Annotated in this window: 4 protein-coding genes; all 4 read left to right on the top strand. The window is 74.7% G+C overall.

Annotated features, from left to right (window positions below):
- Nucleotides 1–11 precede the first annotated feature (11 nt).
- The gene (locus K7C98_RS37645; protein ID WP_224196726.1) at nt 12–863 is read left to right on the top strand and encodes a hypothetical protein; all 852 of its coding nucleotides are present in this window, start codon (nt 12–14) and stop codon (nt 861–863) included.
- Nucleotides 864–866: 3 nt separating this feature from the next.
- Nucleotides 867–3566: a GNAT family N-acetyltransferase gene (locus tag K7C98_RS37650; protein WP_224196727.1), complete on the top strand. Its 2700-nt coding sequence runs from the start codon at nt 867–869 to the stop codon at nt 3564–3566.
- A gap of 2 nt (nt 3567–3568) precedes the next feature.
- Nucleotides 3569–5335, top strand: a complete 1767-nt coding sequence (locus tag K7C98_RS37655) for an IucA/IucC family protein (protein WP_224196728.1) — start codon at nt 3569–3571, stop codon at nt 5333–5335.
- Nucleotides 5325–6000 (top strand): SidA/IucD/PvdA family monooxygenase (locus tag K7C98_RS37660; protein WP_224196729.1); only part of this gene is annotated, 676 nt, incomplete at its 3' end. The genes K7C98_RS37655 and K7C98_RS37660, both read left to right, overlap by 11 nt.

Consider the following 6000-nt stretch of genomic DNA (forward strand, 5'->3'; position numbering starts at 1 on the left):
CCTTCCCTGGCATGCGAACGACGTGGCGATTCTCTCTCGGCGCCCTGCTCTCCGCGGCGTGCGTGCTCGCGTGCGGCACCACGAACGCGCCGGCCGACGACACCGGCGACGCCGCGACCGCGGGCGACCCGAGCACCGGCGCGAGCACGGGCACGAGCGCCGCGGCGAGCACCGACGCGAGCGACGCCAGCACCGCCGCGCCGACCACCGGCGGCACCTCGGACCCGGGCGAGGCCCAGTGTCAGGCCGACCTGCAGGACTGCCCCGACGGCTTCAAGTGCGTCCTGAGGCGCGGCGCCGCCGACTGGGAGTTCGTGTGCCTGCCGGTGCAGGGCGACGACCACCCCGGCGAGACGTGCACGCACGACGGCGTGATCACCGGCACCGACAGCTGCGACGAGGACTCGTGGTGCATCGGCTCGTTCGACACCACCGGCGCGTCGTGGGAGGGCCTGTGCTACCCGCTGTGCGTCGGCGACGTCTGCGACAACGACCAGCGCTGCGTCGGTATCGGCTCGCTGCCGGTGTGCGCCCCGATCTGCGACCCGCTGCTGGCGATCGGCTGCACCGCCGACGAGGCCTGCATCTTCCGCGAGCCCGAGGGCTTCGTGTGCTTCCCGCAGGGAGCCGACGGCGCGGCCATCGGCGAGGCGTGCGAGACCGCGATCAGCTGCGCCCCCGGCCTGCACTGCTCGCAGCGGGTCGTCGGCTGCGCGCCCGACTCGTACTGCTGCACCGACTACTGCGACACCGACAGCCCCGACAACAGCTGCGCCGCCAAGGACATGGGCGCCACCTGCCAGGCGATCGGCGCCACCGACCTCGAGCAAGCCCACGTCGGCGCCTGCGTGATCGCGGAGTGAGCCATGACCACTCGCGCAGCAGACCATACGCCGCTCGGCGCCCGCGACGTCGCCGCCTTCGAGCCGGCCAGCCGGGCCCTGCTCAGCGCCCTGCTGCGCGAGCTCGACGGCTGGACTGTGACCCGCGCCCCCGGCCGCGAGTGCTTGACGCTGGCCATGCCGGCCCAGGGCGGCGCCGTCGAGGTGCCGCTCGCCCGACCCGCAGGCGTCGGTCGCGTCGCCGCCGGCCAGGCCCGCTGGCGCGACGCCGACGGCCGCGTGGAGCCCCTCCCGACCGCGACGCTGATCTCCCGCCTGGTCGAAGAGCCAGCCGTCGCCGCCGCGCTCGGCCTGTCTTCGGGGCCAGGTCTCGATCGCTTCGTCGCCCGCGTGCGCGCCAGCGCGGCCAACCTCGAGTCGACCCTCGCCGCCCGCGCCGGCGACCTCGACGAACTCTTCACCGGCCGGCTCGGCTTCATCGCCGCCGAGCAGGGCCTGCTCCTCGGCCACTCGGTGCACCCGGCCCCGCGCCTGCGCGAGGGCCTCGAGACCGGCGACGACGCCCTCGTGCCCGAGCTCCGCGGCCGCACCCCGCTGCACCTGTGGGCCGTCGCGCGCGAGCGCCTGCTGCACGGCGGCGAGGCCTCGCTGCTCGACCGGCTGATCGCCAGCGACCCCGCGTGGGCCGAGCAAGCCGCCGCGCTCGGCCCCGAGTTCGCGCTCCTCCCCTTGCACCCGCTGCAGCACCGCGCCCTGCTGGCCGAGCCGTCGCTCCCCGACGCCCTCCACCGCGGCAGCCTGCGCCCGCTCGGCCCGTGCGGCCGCGCCTGGTCGGTGACCTCGTCGCTGCGCACCCTCCACGCCGAGGGCGCGCCGTTCATGCTCAAGCTGTCGCTGCCGGTCCGCCTGACCAACTCGCGGCGCACCCTCTCGCTGGCCGAGCTCGAGCGCGGCCTCTTGCTCGGCCGCGTCCTCGGCGACGCCGCCGTCCCGCTGCCGCGCCACCCCGACTTTCACATCCTGCGCGAGCCGGCCTACTTCGGCCTGCGCGGCGACGCCGGTCAACCTGGCCCTTCGGTCAGCTTCATCGCCCTCCGCGACAACCCCTTCGGCGCCGACGCCCCCGCCGAGATGCTGGCCACCCTGCTGCAGGACGACCCCCGCAGCGGCCGCAGCCGCCTCGCCCTGCGCCTCGAGCGAGCCGCCCACGACCGCGGCCTCCGCCCGATCGCCCTCGCCGAGCAGTGGTTCTCGCGATTTTTAATAAAGGTGTTCGCGCCGATCGTCGCGGCGCAGGCCGAGCTCGGCCTGCTGCTCAGCGCGCACCAGCAGAACCTCGTCGTCGGCCTCGACGACGACGGCCTCATGCCCGCGCGCGCGTGGTTCCGCGACGCCCAGGGCACCGCCTACACCGAGCTCGCCCTGCGTCGCCACGGCGAGCGCGTCCCCGGCCTCGAGCGGGCGGTGTTCCGCTCGCCGATGGCCGAGCGCGTGTGGGCCTACTCGGTCGTCATCAACGGCGTCTTCAACACGATCGCCTCGCTGGCGATGATCCCCGGCCTCGACCAGGGCCTGCTGCTCGAGCACCTGCGCGCCTGCCTGCTCGACCTGCGCGCGCAGGGGCCCGCCGACCCGCGCGGGATCGACTACCTGCTGCAGTCGCCGACGCTGTGGACCAAGGCCAACGCGCGCTGCTTCGCCAGCGGCGTCGACGAGGTCTCGCTCGCCGATCCGCTGACGATCTACCGCCCGATGGCGAACCCGCTGCACCGCCCGCCCGTCGACCTGCCCGCCCCGACCTCCGGGCGCGCCGCGACCTTCGCCGTCGAGTCCCACGTCGCGCTCGAGCCCCTCGACCATTCTCGATTCTCCGGCCACGTCGAAGGCGCCCCCTTCACCCTCACCCTCGCCGACGAGCGCGCCACGATCGCCTGGCACGACGGCGACGGCCCACGCGACCTGCTGAGCGACCGCCTGTTCACCGGCCGCCCCGGCCTGCGTCACCTCGTGCATGTCCACAAGGACAGGCGAGAGGTCACCGCCCGCGAGGCGTTCTACCAGCGCCCGCTGTGGCACCACCGCGGCGAGGCCCAGCCGTCGGCGACCGAGCGCACGCATACCGGCGCGATCGATCACCCGCGCCGCCACGACGACGGCGCCTCGCTGCTGTACCGCCGCCACTGCGCGGCGATCGACCGCACCTTCAGCCTGCACCGCTTCGACCCCGCGCGCGACCTCGACATCTTCTGCGCGTGGATGAACGACCCCGTCGTCGCTCAATTCTGGGAGCAGGCGTGGCCGCGCGCGCAGCTGGTCGACTACATCGACCAGCGCCTCGCCGACCCGCACACGATCCCCGCGATCGGCTGCTTCGACGGGCGCCCGTTCGCCTACTACGAGATCTACTGGGCCCGCGAGGATCGACTCGGCCCGCACTACGCCGCCGACGACTTCGACCGCGGCTTCCACATGGCGATCGGCGACCCCGAGGTGCGTCACCGCGGCTGGGGCCGGCAGTGGTTCCTGTCGATGGCGCACTTCCTGTTCCTCGACGACCCGCGCACGCAGCGGCTGGTCGGCGAGCCGCGCGTCGACCAGGCCCGCGTGCGCAACTGGGCCAACAGCACCCCGTGGGAGGAGTGGGGCGAGGTCCGCTTCCCGCACAAGACCGCCGTCCTGATGGTGCTCACCCGCGAGCGCTTCTTCGCCACCTTCGAGGGCTGACCGTGCACGCAGGCGAGACACCCGAGTGGCGCGACCACGCCCGACTGGCCGGCCGGCGCCGCCTGGCCCAGGCGCTCGGCGAACTCGCGTTCGAGTGCCTGCTGCACCCGCGCCCGCTCGGCGACGGCCGCTACGCCCTCGACCTGGCCGATCGGACATCTTATCGATTCTCCGCCCGGCCGAGCGCGTGGGGCGGGCTGCACGTCGAGCCCGAGGGCATCGAGCGGCGCGTCGGCGACGGGCCGGCCGAGCCGGCCGACTCGCCGGTGCAGCTGATCCTCGACGCGCGCGCCGAGCTCGGCGTCGCGCCCGAGGTGCTGGCCGAGTTCATCGAGGAGCTGCACAACAGCGTCCTCGCCGAGGCCGGCCAGTGCGCGCGCCTGACGAACCTCCCCGCCTCGCAGCTCGCCGCGCTCTCGGGCGCCGCGCTCGAGCAGCACCTCGACGGTCACCCCAAGCTGCTCGCCCACCGCGGCCGCGTCGGCTGGGGCACCGACGACCTCGCCCGCTTCGCCCCCGAGGCGGCCGCCCGCGTGCAGCTGCACTGGCTGGTCGTCGCCCCCGAGCTGGCGCGCTGCAGCGGCCAGGCCGGACCCGGCCGCCGGCAGCTCGTCGACGAGAGCTGCGACGCCGACGCCCGCGCGCGCCTGCACGAGCAGCTGCACGCGCGCGCCCCCGGCCTCGCCGGCGACGGCGTGCTCGTGCCGGTGCACCCGTGGCAGTGGCAGCGCCACCTCGCCGCGCAGTACGTCGAGCACCTCGCCCGCGGCGCGATCGTCTCGCTCGGCCAGTTCGGCGACCGCTACGCCCCGCGCCTGTCGATCCGCACCCTCGCCGACACGAGCCGGCCGGAGCGCGCCGACGTCAAGCTCGCGCTGACGATCCTCAACACCTCGTGCTGGCGCGGCCTGCCCGGCGAGCACGTCGAGCACGGCGTCGACATCGGCGCCGCGCTGGGCCGCCGCGTCGCCGCCGATCCGCTGCTGCACGGCGTGCACGTGCTCGGCGACCTCGGCGGCGTGCACGTCCCGCAGCCCGCGTTCGAGTCGCTCGGCGCCGCGCCGTACCGCCTGCGCGAGCAGCTGGGTGCCCTGTGGCGCGAGAGCGGCCCGGCGCGGATCGGCCCCGACGCGCAGGAGGTCCCGGCCGCCGCGCTGCAGCAGACCGACCTCGCCGGCGAGCCGCTGCTGCGCACGTGGGTCGAGCAGAGCGGCGTCACGGTCGCGGCCTGGCTGACCGCGCTGTTCGAGCGCACCGCCGTGCCGCTCTACCACCTGCTGTGCCGCCACGGCATCGGCGTGATCGCCCACGGGCAGAACCTCGGCCTCGTGCTGCGCCGCGGCCTGCCGGCGGCGATCCTCCTGCGCGACGTCCACGGCGACGTCCGCCGCGTCGACGACGACCGCTTCGATCACGAGCCCGCGCTGGCCCGCCTCAAGGCCCTGCCGGCCGGGCAGATCGTGCACGACCTCTACACCGGCTACTTCGTCAGCGTGCTGCGCTTCGTCGCGCCGCTGGTCGAGCGCGGCTTCGGCCTGCGCGAGCGCGAGTTCCTGCGCCTGCTCGGCCGGGCGCTGCGCGACTACTGCGAGTCACGACCCAGCGAGGCGACGGCGCGCTTCGACCTGTTCCGCCCCGAGATGGAGCGGATCTGCCTCAACCGCGCCCGCCTGCGGATCGGCCACGGCGGCGGCGCCTCGCGCCCGCTGCCCGCGCTCGGTCCGCCGCTGCGAAACCCGTTGGTATGGGAGGTGGACGATGAACGATGAGATCGATCTCGCGGGGGTGGGCATCGGGCCCTTCAACCTCAGCATCGCGGCGCTCGCCGACGATCTGCCGGAGCTGCGCACCCGCTTCTTCGAGCGGCGCGAGCGGTTCGCCTGGCACCCGGGCCTCCTGTTCCCCGGGTCGCGCATGCAAACGTCCTTCTTGAAGGACCTCGTGACCGCGGTCAGCCCGACCAGCCCCCACTCCTTCATCAACTACCTGGTCGAGCACGGCCGCTTCCACGCGTTCCTGGCCGCCGAGAGCTCCGCCATCGAGCGGCTCGAGTTCGCCGACTACCTCGGGTGGGTCGCCGGCCGGCTGTCGTCGCTGCGCTTCGGCCTCGAGGTCCGCGACGTCCGCAGCGTGCCCGGCGGCTTCGAGCTGCGCCACGACCACGGCCGCACGCTCGCGCGTCACGTGGTCCTCGGGACAGGTCGCGTCCCGGCCGTGCCCGAGTGCGCGCGGGCCCACCTCGGGCCGAAGTGCTTCCACGCGATCGACATCCTCGCGCGGCCGCTGCACCTGCAAGGAGCGCGCGTCGCCGTGGTCGGCGGCGGACAGACCGGCGCCGAGGTCGTGCTCGAGCTGCTGCGCGGCGCCTGGGGCGAGGTCGCCGAGCTCGCCTGGGTCTCGCGTCGCCTCAACTTCGAGCCGCTCGACGAGAGCC

It is taken from the genome of Nannocystis pusilla (assembly GCF_020073745.1).
GTDB lineage: Bacteria > Myxococcota_A > Polyangia > Nannocystales > Nannocystaceae > Nannocystis > Nannocystis radixulma.

Bases quoted from the DNA above. Each gene is read 5' to 3' on its own strand.
- K7C98_RS37645 (WP_224196726.1), top strand. From the start codon at position 12: ATGCGAACGACGTGGCGATTCTCTCTCGGCGCCCTGCTCTCCGCGGCG.
- K7C98_RS37650 (WP_224196727.1), top strand. From the start codon at position 867: ATGACCACTCGCGCAGCAGACCATACGCCGCTCGGCGCCCGCGACGTC.